Origin of the sequence: Variovorax sp. J22R115, from assembly GCF_030317005.1 — a bacterium.
Classification (GTDB): Bacteria; Pseudomonadota; Gammaproteobacteria; order Burkholderiales; family Burkholderiaceae_C; genus Variovorax.
In genome coordinates this window covers 1-18,981 of sequence record NZ_JASZYM010000008.1, presented here as the reverse complement: position 1 = coordinate 18,981, position 18,981 = coordinate 1, and the positions used below count along the sequence as shown (strand labels likewise).

General features: G+C 66.2%; 17 protein-coding genes and 2 pseudogenes. 9 read left to right on the top strand and 10 right to left on the bottom strand.

Translation table 11 applies throughout. The features are described 5' to 3' along the window. Nucleotides 1–389 precede the first annotated feature (389 nt). Nucleotides 390–1,646, bottom strand: coding sequence for a twin-arginine translocation pathway signal protein (locus QTI04_RS15180; RefSeq protein WP_286616331.1), 1,257 nt, complete (start codon nt 1,644–1,646; stop codon nt 390–392). Between the two features lie 57 nt (nt 1,647–1,703). Here QTI04_RS15180 and QTI04_RS15175 point away from each other — a divergent pair, with 57 nt between their 5' ends. From QTI04_RS15175 to QTI04_RS15165, 3 genes and pseudogenes are all read left to right on the top strand, one after another. Next, entirely contained in the window at nt 1,704–2,588 is an 885-nt protein-coding gene (locus QTI04_RS15175; protein ID WP_286616330.1) for a LysR family transcriptional regulator, read from the top strand. Nucleotides 2,589–3,274: 686 nt separating this feature from the next. Then, nucleotides 3,275–3,694: pseudogene (locus QTI04_RS15170) on the top strand (hypothetical protein); the annotation flags it as partial. Nucleotides 3,695–3,921: 227 nt separating this feature from the next. Next, nucleotides 3,922–5,493: a S9 family peptidase gene (locus QTI04_RS15165; RefSeq protein ID WP_286616329.1), complete on the top strand. Its 1,572-nt coding sequence runs from the start codon at nt 3,922–3,924 to the stop codon at nt 5,491–5,493. Between the two features lie 203 nt (nt 5,494–5,696). Here the strand turns inward: QTI04_RS15165 and QTI04_RS15160 are convergent, their stop codons facing one another. After that, complete coding sequence (locus QTI04_RS15160; RefSeq protein ID WP_286616328.1) at nt 5,697–6,143, bottom strand: universal stress protein; 447 nt, start codon at nt 6,141–6,143, stop codon at nt 5,697–5,699. A 721-nt stretch (nt 6,144–6,864) separates the two neighbouring features. On the opposite strand from QTI04_RS15160, the gene QTI04_RS15155 reads away from it, so the two are divergent. Then, nucleotides 6,865–8,019, top strand: a complete 1,155-nt coding sequence (locus QTI04_RS15155; protein WP_286616327.1) for an epoxide hydrolase family protein — start codon at nt 6,865–6,867, stop codon at nt 8,017–8,019. Nucleotides 8,020–8,467: 448 nt separating this feature from the next. On the opposite strand, the gene QTI04_RS15150 is transcribed toward QTI04_RS15155, so the two are convergent. From QTI04_RS15150 to QTI04_RS15135, 4 genes and pseudogenes are all read right to left on the bottom strand, one after another. Then, nucleotides 8,468–8,998, bottom strand: a complete 531-nt coding sequence (locus tag QTI04_RS15150) for a Rossmann fold nucleotide-binding protein (protein WP_286616326.1) — start codon at nt 8,996–8,998, stop codon at nt 8,468–8,470. Nucleotides 8,999–9,505: 507 nt separating this feature from the next. Continuing rightward, nucleotides 9,506–9,768, bottom strand: a pseudogene (locus tag QTI04_RS15145) (IS30 family transposase); the annotation flags it as partial. 1 nt (nt 9,769) lies between these two features. Further along, nucleotides 9,770–10,090 (bottom strand): low molecular weight protein tyrosine phosphatase family protein, encoded by a 321-nt coding sequence (locus QTI04_RS15140; protein WP_286616325.1) that lies wholly within the window; start codon nt 10,088–10,090, stop codon nt 9,770–9,772. A gap of 153 nt (nt 10,091–10,243) precedes the next feature. Continuing rightward, a complete protein-coding gene (locus QTI04_RS15135; RefSeq protein ID WP_286616609.1) occupies nt 10,244–10,531 on the bottom strand; it encodes a hypothetical protein in 288 nt (95 codons plus the stop codon). A gap of 264 nt (nt 10,532–10,795) precedes the next feature. On the opposite strand from QTI04_RS15135, the gene QTI04_RS15130 reads away from it, so the two are divergent. Continuing rightward, nucleotides 10,796–11,014, top strand: a complete 219-nt coding sequence (locus QTI04_RS15130) for a DUF2061 domain-containing protein (RefSeq protein WP_286605825.1) — start codon at nt 10,796–10,798, stop codon at nt 11,012–11,014. 71 nt (nt 11,015–11,085) lie between these two features. Here the strand turns inward: QTI04_RS15130 and leuB are convergent, their stop codons facing one another. The 4 genes from leuB to QTI04_RS15110 are packed head-to-tail and all read right to left on the bottom strand — an operon-like array spanning nt 11,086 to nt 15,247. Beyond that, nucleotides 11,086–12,159: a 3-isopropylmalate dehydrogenase gene (leuB, locus tag QTI04_RS15125; RefSeq protein ID WP_286616324.1), complete on the bottom strand. Its 1,074-nt coding sequence runs from the start codon at nt 12,157–12,159 to the stop codon at nt 11,086–11,088. Nucleotides 12,160–12,193: 34 nt separating this feature from the next. After that, entirely contained in the window at nt 12,194–12,787 is a 594-nt protein-coding gene (gene leuD / locus QTI04_RS15120; protein WP_286616323.1) for a 3-isopropylmalate dehydratase small subunit, read from the bottom strand. Between the two features lie 27 nt (nt 12,788–12,814). Next, a complete protein-coding gene (gene leuC / locus QTI04_RS15115; RefSeq protein WP_286616322.1) occupies nt 12,815–14,239 on the bottom strand; it encodes a 3-isopropylmalate dehydratase large subunit in 1,425 nt (474 codons plus the stop codon). Nucleotides 14,240–14,266: 27 nt separating this feature from the next. Further along, nucleotides 14,267–15,247 (bottom strand): tripartite tricarboxylate transporter substrate binding protein, encoded by a 981-nt coding sequence (locus QTI04_RS15110; protein ID WP_286616321.1) that lies wholly within the window; start codon nt 15,245–15,247, stop codon nt 14,267–14,269. Nucleotides 15,248–15,349: 102 nt separating this feature from the next. Here QTI04_RS15110 and gcvA point away from each other — a divergent pair, with 102 nt between their 5' ends. The 4 genes from gcvA to QTI04_RS15090 all read left to right on the top strand — a co-directional run bounded on the left by gcvA (nt 15,350) and on the right by QTI04_RS15090 (nt 18,646). Beyond that, nucleotides 15,350–16,255 (top strand): transcriptional regulator GcvA, encoded by a 906-nt coding sequence (gcvA, locus tag QTI04_RS15105; RefSeq protein WP_286605833.1) that lies wholly within the window; start codon nt 15,350–15,352, stop codon nt 16,253–16,255. A gap of 132 nt (nt 16,256–16,387) precedes the next feature. After that, nucleotides 16,388–17,293 (top strand): SMP-30/gluconolactonase/LRE family protein, encoded by a 906-nt coding sequence (locus QTI04_RS15100; protein WP_286616320.1) that lies wholly within the window; start codon nt 16,388–16,390, stop codon nt 17,291–17,293. A gap of 51 nt (nt 17,294–17,344) precedes the next feature. After that, a complete protein-coding gene (locus QTI04_RS15095; protein WP_286616319.1) occupies nt 17,345–18,313 on the top strand; it encodes a tripartite tricarboxylate transporter substrate binding protein in 969 nt (322 codons plus the stop codon). Nucleotides 18,314–18,331: 18 nt separating this feature from the next. Beyond that, a complete protein-coding gene (locus tag QTI04_RS15090; protein WP_286616318.1) occupies nt 18,332–18,646 on the top strand; it encodes a YciI family protein in 315 nt (104 codons plus the stop codon). Nucleotides 18,647–18,981: the final 335 nt, after the last annotated feature.

Genomic DNA, 18,981 nt, shown 5'->3' with positions numbered 1-18,981 from the left:
CTCCGCTTTCGCGGTTCAATGTAGGTTCTCAAAAAGCGTGTTGTCAGGCAGGAACCGCGCGGCGGGTGGAATCGTAGGCCACGCCGAATCCGCCAGGATCTTGCGCACCGATACCCTGTGCGGGAGCCCGGCTGTCCGACCCTCTTCATTGCGGTCAATGAATCCTTCTCCCTTGCGGCATCCCAAGGATGCAGCCGCATCTAGTCTGCGGCAACCTCGCACTGACCTGTCAACAGCAGATCGATCAACGTCAACAAGGCGCTGACCCAGCCCGGCTATGTCGACCCCGGACCTGGCACGGCCGGCTGCCGGGTGAGTGACGCGGAATCGCCGGGCGCAGGCTACGCGCCTGCAGCCATGGGTCTCAAGCGGAGCGCCGGCCCGCCTGATCAGGCCGCGGCGCTGCCGATGATGAACTGCACGAGCGGGCGGCGTGGCGTTGCCTGGACCGACGCGACCGGATAGCCGATTCGGCACATCATCTGAAGTGTCGGGTCCTCAGCGCCGCGCGGTGCCGCTACATCCAGCAGCGAGCGATGAGCCGCCGCGTAGGGCACCGCCATTTCCGGAAATTCCTGCAGCGCCTGGCTCATCGGATGCACGCCGAGCCCGAGCGCGGTGGCCTGCAGCTGCTGGCGCACATAGGCGCGCCCCGCCTGGACTTGGTCAGTGCGCCCGTTGCGCGCAGTCCCCAGCCAGACGAAGCCCATGGCCGTACTGCTGTAGTCGTCGAACATCTGCAACGCCTGCTTGAAGGCCGGGCTGTCAGCGGCGGGCGGCCGGCCGCGGTCGAACTGCCCCAATGCAGAGAAGACGCGCGCCGCGCGACTGTTGATTGAGATGCCGTCCCGGTACTTCAGGATCTCGTCAGGCCCCACGCGCATGAGGCGAAGGCTTTCCATGACTGTCGCGGGCGTCAGCAGCTCGACGCGAGCCGCGTCCAGGCACAGCTTACGAAGGGGCTGCACGAGCGCCATGTCGACTGTTCCGCGGCTGGTCACGTCGACTGCGGCGCCTGCGGCGACCACCTGCTGAAGCGTCTGCGCCGTGACGGGACGCGTGATGTCAAAGCGCATCTTCGGCGTATGTCGCGACAGCACCTGCGCGAACAGCGGGTCCGGTTGCGCACCGGGCATGAGCCTGAGTCGCGCGATCGGCCGGCGCGACCATTGCGCGAGCGTGCGCGGCAGCTCGCCCTCGGGCCAGAGCGTGACCTCCGCCCGGACGTTCTGCTCGGCCAGTGCCATTACCATCAGCTCGAGAAAGGCGCCGTGACCGATCAGGATCTGGCGGCCGAAAGGATCGGTTTGCGGAAGCAGACGCTCGACGTCGCAATAGAGCGTGATCGTGTCGGGCGTGCGGAGATCGACCATCCAGGGTTGGCGATTGTGCGGGTTGGGCGCAGTCGCCGCATACGCGATTGCGCGCTTTCGCACGTCGGGTTCGCTGCCGGGGCCGCGCCAGATCTCGACCGCCTCGGCGGGGAACTCTGGGGACAGCGACCACAGGGCCAGCGAGCCGGCACCGGTGGCGGTGACCATACCACCGCCGAGTAGACGAACGAACGTGCGGCGCTGGATCATGGAAGGCTCCTCGGGGCTAGAAGGTTGCGGGTGATGCCCATTGTCAGAAGCGCGGCCGCTCATCACAATTGCCTGAGTCTTCATAACAGCTATGCATTTTTGAATAGCACCGTTTCGTCAATGCACCCGGATTTCGACTGGCGCCTGGTGCGCTCGTTCCTCGCAGCGCTCGAATGCGGTAGCTTGCTCGGCGCGGCCCGTGCGCTTGGCTCGAGCCAGCCAACGGTGGGCCGCCATATCGCCGAGCTCGAATCGCAGCTCGGCACGGTGCTCTTCGAACGCACCGGCCGCGGGCTATTGCCCATGCCGATGGCGCTGCAGTTGGCCGGCAACGCGCGTGCCATGGAAGCCGCGGCCAACGCGCTGACCCGCCAAGTCTCAGGCGCAGACGCGCTCGCCTCGGGCACCGTTCGAATCAGCGCGAGCGAGCCTGTTGCGGTGAACCTGATGCCGCCGCTGATCGCGCGAATGCGCCAGGCGCTGCCGACCGTGCAGATCGAGCTGGTGTCCAGCAACAGCGTGACGAACCTGCTGCGCCGCGAATCCGACATCGCCGTGCGCATGGTGCAGCCGGATCAGGCTTCGCTGGTGATCAAGCGGGTGGGCAAGGTGAGCTTCAGCGCCTGCGCGCACCGCGACTATGTGCGGCGGCGCGGCATTCCGCGCCAGCCCGGCGACCTCGCGGGGCACGAGCTCGTGGGATTGGATCGTGACGAGAGCATCCTGCGCGGCTTCGAGGCGATGGGCCTTCCCTTCGCGCGCGAGCAGTTCGCCTTTCGCAGCGACGATCTCAACGCCTACTGGCAGGCCGTGCGTGCCGGGCTCGGGATCGGCTTCGTCGCCAACTACATGCTGCGCACGGATCCGGAGGTCGAGCCGCTGCTGCCGATGCTCGACATCCCGGCGCTGCCGGTATGGCTGGTGGTGCATCGCGAGATCCGCAGCAACCGCCGCATTCGCGCGGTTTACGATTTCCTCGCGCGTGCCATCGCGGCGGCGCTCTGAGCGCGCTCCGCTCAGCACTGCTGAAGGCTTAGGCCGACGCCGCGAGCGCAGGCGCCCGAACGGTCGTGGTCGTGGCGCTCATGCCGAGCGTCGTGGGCGGCGGCGGCTTCGCTGGCGCGTCCATCGGCATAGGTGGGTTCAACTGGGGAAGAAGCAGTGGCGCAGGGACCGGCGTGAGCGCGCCCATCGGCAGAAGTGGCTGGGAGAAGCACCGGTTTCGCAGCGCCGGGACGCATCACGCCTCCATAGATTTCGCCACACCGGTCCGTGAGGTGACGGGTTGGGTCGCGGACGCGGCGCGGTTGGCCAGTCGGCCCATGAGCACGCCGCCCGCGCTATCTGTTCTGTTCGGCCTTGCTGCCGCATCATCGATGCGACCGGCGCCGCAATGGCCGCGGCACGTCGCGATCGGCCTTGCGTTCGCGGCCCTGGACTTTGCGGTGATGCTGGGCTACGCCGTGAGGTTGCTGCGCCGGCGGACGATGCTGTGGCTAGACCGCTCGTGCGCGGCTGGCTGCTGGCGCTTGCCGGATCGCTGGCTTTCTACCTTCGGAGCGCGAACGGGACGGAAAGCGTCTCGGCCGACAGACCCTGCGCGGTCTTGCGGCCACATTGGCGGTGTCTGATCGAACAAGGAAGAACCAATGAACAACAGAATCGCCGCCGCCAACCTCTGTCTGATCTCCATGCTCCTGGCCGGCCCGGCCTTGGCTCAGTCGGCGACATCCGGCGCCGACGCCCGCGCACAGCGCGAACGCGCAACGTGCGACGGCGTGCAGCAGGACAAGGCGGCATGCCTGCGCGAGGCCGGCGCCGCGCGACAAGAGGCGGCCCGCGGCGGCCTCACCAGCGCGCCGGCAGCGGACTACGACGCCAACGCAATGGCACGCTGCAAGGAGCAACCGGCCGCGGACCAGGCCGATTGCGAAGCGCGCGTGCGGGGCGGTGCGGGCAGCACTACCGGCGGGAGCGTGATGGGCGGAGGGTTGATCCGCGAAAAGGTCACCCCCGTACCGGCCTCGGCTACGAAGTAGGTCCCGCGCCGATCGCCACTGCATCGCCATGGCCTCGCCAGCGATGGCGGTTGCCTCGGCCCATGTCGCCGCTGAGCGTCTGATCCCGTAAACAGCACTGCGCGCGGAACATCGATGCAGACCCCGTTGCGCTTTTGGCTCGTTGCGGGCGTTTGGAAACGTCCAGCCCTTGCTCGGGAAAACCTGGGCATCTGTAGGCCCGACGCTTCACGCGAAGTCGGCTGTCGCTGGCACGGCAGCAAGGGTGGTTGCGGGCATCCTCGCGCGATTCAACCCTTTTTGCTGGAGACCCGTAGCCCATGAACCGAACCGTCGACTTCCTTGCCTCCACTCTTGCCGTTGCAGGCGTATTGATGCTCTCGGCTTGCGGCGGCGGAAGCGGCGGCGGCAACGCGTTGGCCACGGCCATTGCGGGCTCGGTCACGACGCCGCCTCGTGGCACCGCGCTCACGGCCGCCCCGGAGCGCGTCGTCCGCTGGTCGGTGGATGAATTCAAGACCGTGCTCGACGTCGATTCGACCGGCAAGACCCTTCTGAACGCGGCGGGCGTGCCCAAGTGCGGCATCGACGTGCGCTACCTGCAGTACCAGACCGTCGGCGCGCAAGGCGAGTCGGTCCCCGCCAGCGCCGCGATCATGCTTCCCGCCGGCACCGACCCGGCATGCAACGGACCGCGCCCCATGGTGCTGTACGGTCACGGCACGGCCACCGAGCGCAACTACGACATCTCCAACCTGACCAACACCAACCAGCCGGCCGCGGCGGAAGGCGTGGTGGTGGCGGCCATGTTCGCGGCGCAGGGCTACATCGTGGTGGCACCCAACTACGCGGGCTACGACAAGTCGCCGCTGCCGTATCACCCCTTCCTGAATGCCGACCAGCAGGGCAAGGAGATGATCGACGCGTTGAGGGCTGCGCGCTCGACCTTGGCCGCGATCTCGGCAACGGATGGTGGCACGTTGCTGGTCACCGGATATTCGGAAGGCGGCTACGCGGCGCTGGCGGCGCATCGCGAGATGCAGGCGACAGGGATGCCGGTGACGGCCTCGGCCCCGCTGTCCGCGCCGTCGGCAATCAGCCTGCTGATCGACTACTCCGCGGCCGGCTTGCCGGAGCTCGGCAGCACCGTGTTCTTCCCGATGATCACGACCAGTTGGCAGAAGCAGTTCGGCAGCGTCTACGCGACCCCGAGCGACATCTACGAAGACAAGTACGCCTCGGGCATCGACACGCTGCTGCCGAGCTATCTGTCGAGCGACGAGTTAATCTCCTCAGGCAAGCTGCCCAAGTACGCGTTCTTTCCGGCGAATGCCACACCCGGTCCCGTGAACGCCAGCGTGGCCATCAACTACGGCGCAGACCACCTGGTGCGCCAGAGCTACCTGACGACCTGGTCTGACGACGTCAAGGCTCGCCCCTGCCCTGGCAATGCGCTGCCCGCGACGGCGGCCTCGCTCAACACCACTTCGCCGCTCGACTGCACACCTACCACCGGCGTGCGCAAGGCGGCCGTGGCCAACGACCTGCGCAACTGGCTGCCGACGCGGCCCGTGCTGATGTGCGGCGGTGCCAATGACCCGACGGTCAACTTCAACAGCAGCCTGGCGACGGCCGGCTACTTCCGCGCGCGCGGCATGGCCGCGTCGTCGCTCACCGTGGTGGACCTGGAATCGATGGGTGTCAACGATGCGTACGCCACAGCGCGCGCGGGTTTTGCGCAGGCCAAAGCGCAAGAGCGGGCAGCCTCGCCCGGAACCGACGCCGACAAGGACCAGTCCGTGGCCCTCGCGTACCACGGGCAACTCGTGCCGGCCTATTGCATGCAGTCGGCACGGGTGTTCTTCGAAGGCGTGCTCAACGCCGGTGGCTGAGCAGTCCACCGCGACCTTGATGCAACGGGGTCTCCTAACGTCAGCGTAGCTGTCATCGCAACTCGTTCCCACGGCGGAGGGTCGCCTTCATCGGTCTGCCGATTTGAGGACTATGCAAGGATCCGGTGCAGGCACGCGTGTGCCGATCCCTATCAACACACGCTGGGATGCCGAACCGAAAAGCGGCCGGGCTCCTGCTACCACTAACGTAGCACCAGAACAGGCGTGTGCGAATGGGTCAGGACGTGCAGGGTCTCACTGCCCATCAGCAGTCGCGTGAGTCCCCGGCGCCCGTGAGACGCCATGACGATCAGGTCACAGTCGTGAGTCTTCGCGAAGTCGACGATCGATTCAGCCACGTGGTTCGACTTCGCGACAACGGCCTCCGCACGCCGAACGCCCTTTGCGAGCGCGATACCCTTGACTGCATCGACCAAAGCCTGCGCCGCCGCGACTGACCGCTGATGCGACTCCTCGACTTGCCGCTGGCTCAGCACGGACGAACCTTCGAAATAGCTGTGTGGTTCTAGATGTGCCACAGTGATCGCATGCAGTTCCGCATCGGTCAGCAAACTCAGGTCGATAGCCTTGGCAACGGCCTGTTCGGAAAGCGTGGAACCATCGGTAGCCACAAGAATGCGTTTGAACATGTCGAATCTCCTGGGGGTTGCGGAAACCATACTTTGACGATGTTCGGGGGCTCGCGAAAGCATGATCTTGGACCTCCTGATCCGGGCGAGTCCCGGACCGTGCTCATCGTTCGGTTCCTCCTGGCTTCGCTTAATGTCCCTCAGGGGCCCGCCCTTCCCTTGGCCTACGGAGCGGAGGACCCGGCAAGAGGATCGGATTCGACGCCCGCGAGCCGCCCACGCAGGCTGGATTCCGTAAACAACCTCTGACAAATGGGCACCGCCCGCTCCCGAGACCTACTGGGAGAGCGCCGAGGTGTTTGAAGCCATCACGACAAGAGACCAGAATTCGCTTTGCCCTGTGCGCCAACCCACCTGGTGCAGCAAGGGCTGGAGCTCAAGGGCAAGTTTTTTGAAACCTGGCCCAGGAAGTGTGGATGAGTGAGGCCCCATGTGGGGCGGCCTGCCCGTCTGGTACAGCGAGGGGTTTCGCTCCAACTGAGAGCGCTCGAAGTCCACCGCGGCCGATTGGGCGCGCTGGGATTCGACCGCTCAGACCTACTTTGCCTCGCTGGAGCACCGGTTTGACAACAACTGGAAACGAGCATGCTCGGCAACACCGCGAAGCGCAGACTTGCCAGGGAATCTCCGGAGTTCACATACTGGGCATTGCCGAACTTGGCGGCCGCACGCGGCCCGGATCCGGAAGATTGTCCACGGCAAGAGCAAACGCGGAGATGCCATGACCCCCACCCCCTTCCACCTGCACATACCGGAATCCGCGATCGCTGACCTTCGCGAGCGGCTGGCGCGCACGCGTCTGCCCGACCAGGCGCCGGGCGAACCCTGGGCCTACGGGACAGACCTTGCGTGGATGCGCGGGCTCACCGCCTACTGGCTTCACGAATTCGACTGGCGTGCACAGGAGGCGCGGCTGAACGCCTGGCCACTGTTCAGCGTGCCGCTGGCGGGCATCGACCTGCGTTATCTGCATGTGCAAGGCGTCGGCCCGCGTCCGATGCCTCTCTTGTTGTCGCACGGCTGGCCGGGCTCGGTGTTCGAGTTCATGGAAATGATCCCGCACCTGACGGACCCGGCGCGCTTCGGCGGCGACCCGGCCGATGCCTTCACGGTCGTGGCCCCCAGCCTGCCCGGCTACGGCCTGTCTTTCGCACCCGGACAGCCGCGCTTCTCGGTCGAGCAGATCGCCGACGTTTTCGCGACGCTGATGAGCGAGACCCTCGGCTATCGTCGCTTCGCCACGCAGGGCGGGGACTGGGGGGCATCGGTGTCGGCACGGTTGGGGCTGGTGCATCCGGAAAAAACGATCGGTGTGCACCTGAATCTGCTGCCGCTGCGGCGCGATCCCGCGGCGTTGACAGGCGACGACGCCGCCGAGCGTCAGTATCGGATCGATCTCAAGCGCTGGCTCAGCGAGGAGACCGGCTACAGCACCCAACAAGGCACCCGGCCCCAGACGCTGGCCTTCGCATTGACCGATTCACCCGTGGGGCTCGCCGCATGGATCGTCGAGAAGATGCGCGCCTGGTCTGACTGCAATGGCGACATCGAATCCGCATTCTCGAAGGACGAGATTCTTGCCAACGTCTCGCTGTACTGGTTCACGGGCGCCATCGGGTCATCGTTCTGGCCGTACTACGCGCGGCAGCACGGGCCGTGGCCGATTCCGGACGGCGAAACCGTCAACGTGCCGATGGGCTATTGCGAATTCCCCAAGGAGATCGTTCGGCCGCCGCGCTCGCTCGCCGCGCGCACCTTCACCGACATCCGCCGCTGGAGCGTGATGCCGGCCGGCGGCCATTTCGCGGCGATGGAAGAGCCGGACGCACTGGCGGCGGAGATCCGCGCCTTCTACCGTCCGTTGCGCGCCGGCTGAGACTTCGGCGGCGCCGTGGGTCAGGCGCCAAGACCCAGGCCGCGCAGTTCGGTTTCGAACATCTGGCGCATCTTGCAAAGCGCGCGGTCAGCGTGGCAATGCTGATCGCGCCCATGCCGTGCTCGCCCATCCGGAAAGCGATTCCAAAGCCGGCCACGCCGACTTCGCCGAACGAGTCGAACACCAAAGCGCAACCTTGCTCGCGCACTGCCGTGGTGGTCGCCTGCAGCATTCCTCGCCGATCCGGTTTTCGCATAGGCCGCGGCATTGCGCGCAGAAGACGGCGTTCGATCCGTGCGATCGCACGGAGCGTGGCCGCAACGCCCGTCCATGTTCTCCGTGCGGATCGGCAGTGTCCGGCTGCCAACCAACCCGATACGCCGCGCCCGACATAGCGGCCGCTGCCGATCTTGCCGAGCCATCGCTCGTGCGCCCCCGACCAATGGGGCTACGTCCCAACCACCGGAGGTGCAAGCCCGAGGGATCGCAACTGGGCCTGCAGATCAGCGGCAGAACTCCACGCCAAGATCGGCGAGTTCTGCCGCTCGTCAGGGGGATTGTCGGGAAGGCCCTCGGACCAACCCCCACAGCCCACCAGAGGTAGCAACGGGCGCTTGTGCAACCAGGCCAGGCAGACCTCCGAGATGGTCCCGGCGCGGCCACCGATCACGATGCAGGCGTCTCCGGCCAGCGCCATCAGGAGATTGCGCGCATCTCCCATGCCGGAGGGAATGACGACTGTTGCCGGCCAGTCCGGATCGGGCATCTCCCCGCTAGGAATGATGCTGATGACCAAACCACCGGCAGCCAAGGCTCGCTCGGCCGCCACCCTTGTGGCCGGACTGCCGCATCCGCTGATCAATGAAATGCCCAATCGGGCAAGAAGTTCACCGGCCTCACCGGCCAATTCGTAGGCGCGCGAGCCTGGCTCGGCACTGCCCAACACACAAACCTGTGCTAGACGATTCGATCGGGTCATCAACTCCCCCAGGTGACGTTGGATTCGTCCTATGTCTGCCTTGTGGTGCAATCCTCGCCTGTAGCTGGAAGCCCGTTCCCTGGCCGACTGCCTAAGCTCGGCATTCTGCAGGGAACGCCTGCTTCCGTTGCGACTATGGCGTTCGTCGTTGCCTCGTTCAGTGACACCACTGTCGCTCACAAGGCACCCCGTCCCCTTGCCATCCATGTTGATCCCGGGCCGGTCTTCAAGAAGAAGGTAGCCTCTTCACAGGTTGTGCTCGCTACAGTGGTGAGAGAGGCGAGGTCGACAAGGAGCTCGAGTTCTCGGTACCCACGCTCATCGAGGTCGGATTGTTCGACCTGTTCCCCGTCGAGGATTGGATTGCTGGAACGAATCCCGGTCGGCGATTCGTTGGCCTGGCTGCGCAGGAATTAGTTGTGACGCTCAACCAGGGGTAGATTCCAACTGCCGTTGTCGGCTGCCACAAGCCGACGTTCGCGACGCCGCCGGGAAGCGGACGTCACACCATTGCAGTCGGAGCTCCGTGACGATGCGCGCCAAGTCCCGGTTCTCAGGCAGCGTGCAGGGCTTGGGTCGATGAGCCCGATCCCAGGCTGCCTGGTCGGCCTGGGTCGCCCGATAGCATCCCGGACCAGCATTTCGCTTGATCTCGCGGCTGATGGTGGATGGCGCTCGGCCAGTGTCAGCGCCATCGATGAACGGTTTCGCTCCGGCGGCCGAATGCCGCCGGTACGCGACAGAATTCCCTGTACGGACGTGTGGGGCCGACTACCGCAGGTATTGACCGACCTTCTGCCGCAGCAACTCGACGAGTTCAGGCTGCATGAACTGGTACCGGTCAGGGACATCAAGGCACACGACTCTCTTGCCCTGCAAGGACGACGCGAATTCTTGCTTGAGCTTGACCCGATGTTGCTTCTCCATCACGAATATCAGGTCCGCCCACTCGAGCTGCTCGGCGCTCAGTACGCATTCCGCGTCGGGCGCGAGCCCAGCGGAATCCGTCGCGACACCAGGGCCAGCGAACAAGTTCTCCGCGGTCGGGCTGCGGAGCCTGTTTCTACTGCAGATGAAGAGCACGCGTCGCATGGGTGGCGGTCTGAAACCAGGCGAAATTGAGGCCGGAATTCTGGCAGGGCTTCGAACGTCTGCTGATGCCCGCCTGCGGGTCTACGGCGCCGCCAACGCTATCAACCTCGGTTTGCGCACCGCTCGCGCTTGCATCCTGCGGTCGTCTCCGGACTATCCGCGCCGAACCCAAGTCACCTTGCCAGCGGCAATCCCCAACGTCCGCCGCGTCGGTTCGAAGTCCATGGTGCCGGGAAATTGCTGGCCGTCCCGTTCTCCGATGCGCCAAGGGCAACCCTTGAGCAGGGCCAGAGCGTCGGCTTCCGTCTTCCCGACAAGGGCTGCGTCCGGCACTCGGTCAGCTTGGCAGCCTTTGCTTGTGTCGGGCGAGTCATGAACGAGGCCGGGCGGGCTCGCTGGCGCGGGGGCCGGTGCACCCGCGCATGCGCAAAGCAACTGCATCAAAGCTGTAGTGCAGGCAAGCTTCAACCTCGGGCAACGGAAACGGCTCATGTGGCGTCCTTTCAGGATGAAACGAACGACAGTATGAATGGGGGCGCGGCCGCTTTCCGACCAGGCCGTACCGACCGGCCGCTCGTTCGGAACCTTGGGCCCAAATGTTGAGTTCGTGAACTTGGTCCGCAGCCCCCTTGCCCTATCGGTTCGATAGCGCATGCCAATGCGAATGACTCTCATTCGTTGGTACAATGAATGCAAGGAGTCGCCATGAACCGCCACCTCAAAAAGACCATCAGCTTTGCTGCCCTGCACTTCAGCGTCGCGTTCGCCGTGACGTATTTGCTGACAGGCGACTGGCGCGTTTCAGGTGCGGTAGCGCTCATCGAGCCGTGCGTGAACACCGTCGCATTCTTCTTCCACGAGCTCTTCTGGACTCGAAAAGAGCAGCAGGAGCAGGACTTCGTCCCCGCCCCACATCACGCGTGATGGCGCTCTGAGGGCCGTTGTCTCGACTGACTGCGGTACCGTCGGCCCGAGTCCACAGGCTCAGGGCCTTCCTAGCGCGCGTCCAGGGCCGCCACCACCGCTGCGCCCATTTCCTCGGTTCCCACGCGCGTACTTCCGGACTGGAAGATGTCTCCGGTCCGCAGGCCATCGGCGAGCACGCGGCGCACGGCGCGTTCGACGCGCTCAGCGTTGGCCGGCTGGTTGAACGACAGGCGAAGCATCATCGCCATCGAGAGAATGGACGCCAGCGGGTTGGCCAGGTTCTTGCCGGCGATGTCGGGCGCCGTGCCGTGCACTGGCTCGTAGAGCCCGAAGCTGCCCGCCGCCAGCGATGCCGAAGGCAGCATGCCGATCGAGCCCGTGAGCATGGCGGCTGCATCGGACAGGATGTCACCGAAGATGTTGCCGGTGACGATCACGTCGAACTGTTTGGGCGCTCGCATCAGTTGCATGGCCGCCGCGTCGACGAAAAGGTGCGTGAGTTCGACATCCGGGTAGTCCCGGCCCACGCGCGTGACCACCTCGCGCCAGAGTTGCATGACCTCGAGCACGTTGGCCTTGTCGACCGAGCACAGCCTGCGCTGCCGCGAGCGCGCCGTTCGGAATGCAACGTGCGCGATGCGCTCGACCTCCGACTCGGCATAGCGCATGGTGTTGAAGGCCTCGCGCTCGCCGCTCGCATTGACGCCGAAGCCGCGCGGCTCGCCGAAGTAGACGTCGCCGGTCAGCTCGCGCAGGATCATCAGGTCCAGCCCCTCCACCACCTCCGGCTTGAGGGTGGAGGCACCGAGCAGTTCAGGGAACAGGAAGGCCGGCCGGAAATTGGCGAACAGCCCGAGTTCCTTGCGCAGGCGCAGCAGGCTGGCGCCGGGACGCATCATGAAGGGAACGGCCTCGTCCCCCGGCATGCCGGCCGAGCCGAACAGGATCGCGTCGGCCTTGCGTGCGATCTCGCTCGTGGCGGCGGGAAGCGGATCACCGGCGGCGTCGATGCCGGCCTGGCCAATCGCGGCCTCCACCAGCTCCAGCGGCTGGGCGTGGCCCACCACCGCCTTGAGCACCTTGACGGCCTGCTGCGTCACCTCGCGGCCAATCCCGTCGCCGGGCATCACTGCAATCTTCATCTCGGGAACCTTTCTGGATGAGTGGGAGACAGGGTCAGCGCAGCGCATGGCGGCGCTCGTAGTCCTCGATGCGCGCGTGCTGGGTCAGCGTGTAGTCGATCTCGTCCAGGCCCGCGAGCAGGCAATGGCGAGCAAACGGATCGATAACGAACGGTTCGGCGCGGCCCTGCGGGTCGGTGACAGTCTGGGCTTCCAGGTCCACGCGCAGCCGGGTGCCCGGCGCGGCCATGAGCGTTGCCAGCATGCTCTCGACCCACGCCTCGGGCAGACGCACCGGCAGCAGGCCGTTCTTCAGCGCGTTGGAATAGAAGATGTCGCCGAAGCTCGGCGCGATCACCACGCGGAAGCCGCCATCGTGGAGCGCCCATACCGCGTGTTCGCGCGAAGAGCCGCAGCCGAAATTGCTTCCTGCGACCAGGATGCGCGCCTCTGCATAGACGGCGGCATTGAGCACAAATTCGGGCCGGCGACCGCCGTGCGCATCGTGGCGCACGTCGTGGAACAGGTAGTTGCCGAAGTTTTCCGAGCGCGGCTTCTGCAGGTAGAGCGCGGGCACGATCTGGTCGGTGTCGACATTCGCTTGGGCCAGCGGCGCCGCGACGGCTTCGAGTGGTCTGAAGGCTTGCATGGGTGGGCGGATCCGTTGGCTTCGTCTTCAGCGTGTGGGCGGCAGTTCGCGCACGTCGGCGAGGCGCCCGGCGATGGCCGCGGCCGCGGCCATGGCGGGGCTCATCAGGTGGGTTCGCGAGCCCGGACCCTGGCGGCCGACGAAATTCCGGTTCGAGGTGGAGGCGCAGCGCTGGCCCGCCCCGACCTGGTCGCCATTGGTGCCCAGGCACATCGAGCAACCCGCATGCCGCCACTGGAAGCCGGCCGCGCGGAAGATGGCGTCCAGACCCTCGGCCTCGGCCTGGCGTTTCACGAGGCCCGAACCGGGCACCACCCAGGCTTCCACCCCATCGGCGACGCGGCGCCCGCGCGCCACGGCGGCAGCGCTGCGCAGGTCCTCGATGCGGCCATTGGTGCAGGAGCCGATAAAGACGCGGTCCACCGGCAGCTCCGTGAGCGACTGACCGGGCGTGAGACCCATGTAGGCCAGCGTGCGCTGCAAGGCATCGCGCCGCTCGCCGGTCGAGGCATCCGCCGGGTCGGGCACGCGGCCCGTGATCGGCAGCGCATCCTCGGGGCTGTTGCCCCAGGTGACCATCGGCGCGATCTCGCCGGCATGCAGCCGGACCTCCTTGTCGAACACGGCGCCGTCGTCGGTGCGCAGAGATTGCCAGCGCGACAGCGCCGTGTCCCATTCCGGCCCGCTGGGCGCGTGGGGACGGCCTGCCAGCCATCGGAAGGTGGTGTCGTCGGGCGCCACGAGGCCGGCACGTGCCCCCGCCTCGATGGACATGTTGCACACCGTCATGCGTCCCTCCATCGAGAGGTTGCTGATCGCTTCGCCAGCGTATTCGAGGACATGGCCTGTGCCGCCTGCGGCACCGAGCTTCGCGATCACGCCGAGGATGATGTCCTTGGCCGACACGCCCTCGGCCAGCCGCCCATCGATCACGATGCGCATCGTGCGCGGCTTGCGTTGCCAGATGGTTTGCGTGGCCAGCACGTGCGCGACCTCGGAGGCACCGATGCCGAAGGCCAGTGCGCCCAGCGCCCCATGGGTGGCGGTGTGGCTGTCACCGCAGACGATCACCGCACCCGGCAGGCTGAGCCCCTGCTCCGGCCCGACGACATGCACGATGCCCTGGCGCTCGTCGTCGATGCCGAAGAAGCGGATGCCCGCCGCCGTGCTGTCGTCCTGCAGCGCTTGCGCCATGGCGCGCTTTTCCGCGTCGGCGACGTCGGCCAGCACACGGCTGCCGGTGGGCACGTAGTGATCGGGCGTGGCGAAGGCGAGGTCCGCCCGGCGCACGCTCAGGCCGCGCTGGCGCAGCATCTCGAAGGCAGGTGCAGAGCCGTCCTGCACGAGGTGGCGATCGACATACAGCAGGCTCTGTCCGTCGTCGCGCTGCATGACGACGTGCGGCTCCCAGATCTTGTCGAACAGCGTGCGTGCAGCGGAATCGGGTGACATGGAAGTGAGGATCCGGGTCAAGAGAGTTCAGTCGAGCTTGGCGCCGGAGATGCGGACGATCTCGGCATAGCGCTTGGTTTCGCTGGCCATGAAGCGGCCGAAGTCCTCGGGCGTGCCGCCGCCGACTTCGGCACCGAACGCGAGCATGCGCTTTTGCAGTTCGGGCGACTTCAGCACCGCGTTGGCCTCGGCATTGAGCTTGTCGATGATTGCGCGCGGCGTGCCGGCGGGCGCCGACAGTCCGTACCACGATGAGGCGTACACGCCGGGCAGTCCCACTTCGTCGAAGGTGGGCACATCGGGCAGCGCTGGGTTGCGCGTCTTGGAAGCCACCGCCAGCGCGCGCATCTTGCCGCCGGCGATGAAAGGCAGGCAGGTCGTGGTGTCCAGCATCAGCGAAACGTGACCCGCTGCCACGTCGGCCTCCGCCGGCGCGGTCCCTTTGTAGGGCACGTGAACGATGTCGAGCTTGGCAGCTTGCGCGAACTGCACCGCCGCCAGATGCTGCGAGGAGCCGACGCCGCCGGATGCATAGTTGAGTTTGCCCGGATTGGCCCGCGCCGCGTCGATCACGTCCTTGACGGTCTTGAACGGCGAACTCGCAGGCACCACGAGGATGTTGGGGACAGCCGAAACGTAGATGATCGGCTCGAAGTCCTTGACCGGGTCGAACCCCAGTTTGCCGTAGAGGCTGATGTTGACCGCGTTGGGACTGATCGAAGACATCAGCAGGTTGTAGCCATCCGGCTTCTGGCGTGCCGCCAGCTCGGTGCCGATGTTGCCGCCGGCGCCGCCCCGGTTGTCGATCACGAAGGGCTGGCCGAGACGATGACTCAGGAGATCCGACACGATCCGTGCCGTGGTGTCCACCCCGCCCCCCGCCGGCCAAGGGACCATCAGCTTGATGGGCTGGTTCGGATAGGACGCTGCCGCGTCCTGCGCCGGCGCTGCGGCGTGCGCTCCGAGCAGGCTGGAGGCGAGCAGCCAGGCATGCAGTTTCTTCATCATGTTTGTCTCCGGTTGTCGGTAGCTGGCTGCAATCCTATGCACGGAGAGTGGGTGCGGCAAACACAATTAAGGCATGCCAGGCATGAGTAAAATTCAACCCCTATGACGCGCCGCCTGCCTCCGCTCAACGCCTTGCGTGCTTTCGAGGCTGCGGCGCGCTGCGGAAACTTCACGCGCGCTGCGCAGGAGCTCTGCGTCACGCAGGGCGCCGTGAGTCGTCACATCGCCACGCTGGAGGGCTGGTTGAAGGTCGCGCTGTTCGAGCGCGGACGGCATGGCATCCGGCTCACGCCCGCGGGCCAGAGCTACTTCGCGAGCACGCGCGTCGCGCTGGACCAGATCGAGCACGGCACGCGGCAGTTGCTACAGAGCCCGGACGAATCGCTGCTGCGCATCAAGGTGCCGCCGACGTTCGCGATTCGCTGGCTGATCCCGCGCCTGGCGCGCTTCCACGCGCGCTATCCCCAGATCGATGTGCAGGTCACTACCTCGCACAAGCCGGCCGACTTCGACCGCGACGACGTGGACGTCAGCATCCATTCCGAGCCGCGTCCGCCGACCGGCGCGGGCTTCCGGCTCCTGTTCCGGGAGACCTTGCTGCCGGTCTGCGCGCCGGGCCTGCTGCTGCGCGGCCCGCCGCTGCGCGAGCCCGCCGACCTCGCGCACCATGCGCTGCTGTGTTCTCTCAACCGGCCGCAGGACTGGCCGACCTGGCTGGCTGCCGCGGGGACGCACGGCATCGACGGGAATCGCGGCCTGAAGTTCGAGAACGCGGCCATGGCCTACCAGGCGGCGGCCGAGCAGCTGGGCGTCATGGTGGCGCTGCTCGCCTTCGTGCAGGACGACCTCGCGAGCGGCCGACTGGTGGCGCCTTTCGATCTGCGCGTGGACACCGAGGGCGGCTATTTCATGGCCTGGCGTGCCGACCGGCCGGTTCCGAAGCGCGTGAGCGACTTCGAAGCGTGGATCGCCGCCGAGGCCGGGTTGGCCGAGGACCCGCATGGATGAGCTTTGCTCATTTCTCGCATGACTTAATTGTGATTGAGACTCGGCGGACACTTCGATATCGTCGGCTCCAAGTTCATTGGAGACAGAAGCCTTCTTCCGACGCGCGGCGTCGGGACAGGTCGCACGAAGCTCATGAAAATCCTTGCCGAGGGTCTGCAGTTTCCTGAGGGTCCCGTCGCCTTGCACGATGGCTCGGTGGTGCTCGTCGAACTGCGCGCAGGCAGGATCATCCGCGTCACGCCAGAGGGTCGTATCGAGCTGATCTCGGAGTGCGGCGGCGGGCCGAACGGGGCTGCCATCGGACCCGATGGGGCTCTGTATGTCTGCGACAACGGCGGCAGTGCCTACAGGCCGGGGCGCTTCACCTCGATCGGTCCGGCACCCGGCTACGACGGCGGCAGCATCCGGAAGTTCGATCTCGCGAGCGGCCGAGGCGATGTGCTCTACACCCATTGCGATGGCCATCGGCTATCGTCGCCCAACGACCTCGTGTTCGATGCGCACGGCGGCTTCTACTTCACCGATTTCGGCAAGAAGCACGCACGGTCGCGGGACCACGGTGGCCTCTATTACGCGCTGCCCGATGGTTCCCGCATCGTCGAGGTCGCCTATCCCTTGCTGGCCCCCAATGGCGTCGGCCTCTCGCCCGATGGCATGACGGTCTATGTGGCTGAAACGGAGACCGCCCGCCTGTGGGCGTTCGACCTCGTCGAAGCGGGAAGCATCCGAAAGCAGCCCTTTCCTTCGCCGCACGGAGGGCGCCTGGTGTGCGGGCTGCCAGGCTTCCAGCGCTTCGACAGCCTGGCGCTCGACGCCAAGGGACAGATCTGCGTGGCGACGCTGATCACAGGGGCGATCTCGGTCATCGCGACGAGCGGAGAACTGCGGTCCCAGGTCGCGTTCCCGGACACGTACGTGACCAACATCTGTTTCGGCGGGCCCGAACTCAAGACCGCGTTCGTCACCTTGTCCGGCAGCGGGCAACTGGTCTCCCTGCCCTGGCCGCACGGCGGCCAGCGACTCCACTTCAACGCCTAGAGGGGCGCCCAACCACACAGGCTGTCGAGAGCAGCCACCGAGGAGATCAGCATGAATCGTCGCGAGCTGGTGAGTTTGCTGGCAGGCGGATGCCTGTCGGGTGTCGTGCTGCCTTCGCGCGCTGCGGCACGCTACCCGGTCCGACCGGTGAGGGTGGTCGTGCCGTTCACCGCCGGCGGAGGCACGGACGTGGTCGCGCGAGCGCTCGCCACCGGTCTTTCGGAGGCCTTCGGTCAAACCTTCTTCGTCGAGAACAAGCCCGGCGCGAGCACCGTGATCGGCTCCGAGTACGTGGCCAAATCCCAGCCCGATGGCTACACCCTGCTGGTGGCCAGCGTGCCGCACGTGACCAATCCGTGGCTGATGAAGGCGCTGCCGTTCGACACGCTCAAGGCCTTCGCCCCGATCAGCCTGGCGGTGCAGTCGCCGTTCATCATGGTCACCTCTGCGGTGTCGCCGGTTCGGTCGCTGGCCGACGTGATCGCACTGGCGAAGACCAAGCGGCTGGCTTTTGCCTCCACCGGCAGCGGCACGGCCGATCACCTGGCGATGGAACTGCTGGCATTGGAGTCAGGCATCTCGATGACGCACGCGCCTTACAAGGGAACCGGCCCGGCGCTCTCCGATGTCATGGGCAACCATGTCGACCTGATGTTTGCCAACGTGGTCGCGGCCGCGCCGCTGGTCAAGTCGGGCAAGCTGCGTGCCCTTGCGACGTCGACGCAGCGGCGCTCGCCATCGCTGCCCGACGTGGCCACGGTCGCTGAAATCACGGGCAAGCCCTTCGACGTGAGCGCCTGGACCGGCCTGCTCGCGCCCGCGGGCACCGACGCTTCGATCGTGGAGCAACTCGGCGCCGAAGTACGCAAGGCGCTGCAGATCCCCGTCACGCGCGAGGCGCTGGTCTCCAATGGCGCCGAGCCGGTTGGCAGCACGCCCGCGGAATTTCGGACCTTCATCACGCGCGAGATGGACACCTGGGGCACGATCATCAAGAAGGCCGACATCACGACCACCTGAGAGAGCGCACCGGCCGCCATGCCCTTCATCATCCTTGCGCACGACAAGCCGAACTCCGAGCGCCTGCGGGCCAAGCTGAGATCGGAGCATCTCGCCTACCTTTCGGCTCGCAAGGGCCAGATGCTGGCGGGCGGCGCCCTGCTCGATCAAGACGGCAAGTCCATCGGCGGCATGATCATCGTCGACACCGAAGATCGCGCCGCCGCGGAGCGCTTCGTCGGCGAAGACCCCTTCACCACGGGCGGCGTGTTCGGCGCGATCCAGATCCTGACTTGGCGCAAGACCTTCTTTGATCGCCAGAGGATCCCGATCGAAGGACGGCCTTCCAGCTGACGGCGCAACCCCTACCGCCCTGGCAGCTGGACGGGAGGTTTGGGAGGTTTGGGAGGTTCGGGATGCTGTCGCGGTGAACCCTGTTTGCAGGGGCGCCGTCGATCGGCCTGGCGCTGAGCTGGACGGGCGGGTGCCAAAAAGCCGTGACCAGGTCGCAGCCAAGTGCTTCGCGAACGACAGCGCAACCGCAGCGATCAACAGCAATGCACTGGCTGTCTATGTCGCAAACGCAAAAAAGCCCAGCCTTTGAGGGGCTGGGCTTTTCTGGGCTGTAAGAGCCTGACGATGACCTACTTTCACACGGGAACCCGCACTATCATCGGCGCTGAGGCGTT

Excerpts from the sequence above, each read along its gene's own strand:
- QTI04_RS15180 (WP_286616331.1), bottom strand. The coding sequence starts at position 1,646 with ATGAGCGGCCGCGCTTCTGACAATGGGCATCACCCGCAACCTTCTAGC.
- QTI04_RS15175 (WP_286616330.1), top strand. The coding sequence starts at position 1,704 with ATGCACCCGGATTTCGACTGGCGCCTGGTGCGCTCGTTCCTCGCAGCG.
- QTI04_RS15165 (WP_286616329.1), top strand. The coding sequence starts at position 3,922 with ATGAACCGAACCGTCGACTTCCTTGCCTCCACTCTTGCCGTTGCAGGC.
- QTI04_RS15160 (WP_286616328.1), bottom strand. The coding sequence starts at position 6,143 with ATGTTCAAACGCATTCTTGTGGCTACCGATGGTTCCACGCTTTCCGAA.
- QTI04_RS15155 (WP_286616327.1), top strand. The coding sequence starts at position 6,865 with ATGACCCCCACCCCCTTCCACCTGCACATACCGGAATCCGCGATCGCT.
- QTI04_RS15150 (WP_286616326.1), bottom strand. The coding sequence starts at position 8,998 with ATGACCCGATCGAATCGTCTAGCACAGGTTTGTGTGTTGGGCAGTGCC.
- QTI04_RS15140 (WP_286616325.1), bottom strand. The coding sequence starts at position 10,090 with ATGCGACGCGTGCTCTTCATCTGCAGTAGAAACAGGCTCCGCAGCCCG.
- QTI04_RS15135 (WP_286616609.1), bottom strand. The coding sequence starts at position 10,531 with ATGCAGTTGCTTTGCGCATGCGCGGGTGCACCGGCCCCCGCGCCAGCG.
- QTI04_RS15130 (WP_286605825.1), top strand. The coding sequence starts at position 10,796 with ATGAACCGCCACCTCAAAAAGACCATCAGCTTTGCTGCCCTGCACTTC.
- leuB (WP_286616324.1), bottom strand. The coding sequence starts at position 12,159 with ATGAAGATTGCAGTGATGCCCGGCGACGGGATTGGCCGCGAGGTGACG.
- leuD (WP_286616323.1), bottom strand. The coding sequence starts at position 12,787 with ATGCAAGCCTTCAGACCACTCGAAGCCGTCGCGGCGCCGCTGGCCCAA.
- leuC (WP_286616322.1), bottom strand. The coding sequence starts at position 14,239 with ATGTCACCCGATTCCGCTGCACGCACGCTGTTCGACAAGATCTGGGAG.
- QTI04_RS15110 (WP_286616321.1), bottom strand. The coding sequence starts at position 15,247 with ATGATGAAGAAACTGCATGCCTGGCTGCTCGCCTCCAGCCTGCTCGGA.
- gcvA (WP_286605833.1), top strand. The coding sequence starts at position 15,350 with ATGACGCGCCGCCTGCCTCCGCTCAACGCCTTGCGTGCTTTCGAGGCT.
- QTI04_RS15100 (WP_286616320.1), top strand. The coding sequence starts at position 16,388 with ATGAAAATCCTTGCCGAGGGTCTGCAGTTTCCTGAGGGTCCCGTCGCC.
- QTI04_RS15095 (WP_286616319.1), top strand. The coding sequence starts at position 17,345 with ATGAATCGTCGCGAGCTGGTGAGTTTGCTGGCAGGCGGATGCCTGTCG.
- QTI04_RS15090 (WP_286616318.1), top strand. The coding sequence starts at position 18,332 with ATGCCCTTCATCATCCTTGCGCACGACAAGCCGAACTCCGAGCGCCTG.